The organism is Streptomyces sp. NRRL B-1347, from assembly GCF_000720325.1.
GTDB lineage: Bacteria > Actinomycetota > Actinomycetes > Streptomycetales > Streptomycetaceae > Streptomyces.
This window is the reverse complement of the sequence record NZ_JOJM01000345.1, coordinates 1-219: the sequence shown is the minus strand read 5'-3', so window position 1 is coordinate 219 and position 219 is coordinate 1. Positions and strand designations below refer to the sequence as shown.

1 protein-coding gene is annotated in these 219 nt (G+C 67.6%); it reads right to left on the bottom strand.

Annotated features, from left to right (window positions below; all coding sequences use genetic code 11):
• Positions 1-219: transposase family protein (locus IG74_RS0145300; RefSeq protein ID WP_030689866.1), on the bottom strand; the 219-nt coding region annotated here is incomplete at both ends.

The window sequence follows — 219 nt, the reverse complement described above, 5'->3', positions numbered from 1 at the left end:
ACCTTGTTCGGCTTCTTGTGCTTGTCGGCGAGCTCGGTGTCCGGGCGGCGCTTGATCGGGGTGATCACCGTGCCGCCGGCTGCCTGGCAGCCCTTGTCCGCCAGGACCTCAAGGTCCAGCTGTGCGCAGACGTCCACGATGTCGTGCTCACGGGCGGCCTTGATGTCGTGGGTCCCGCCGGGCAGGGCGGGTGAGATCCACAGCAGTCTGCCTTCCTCC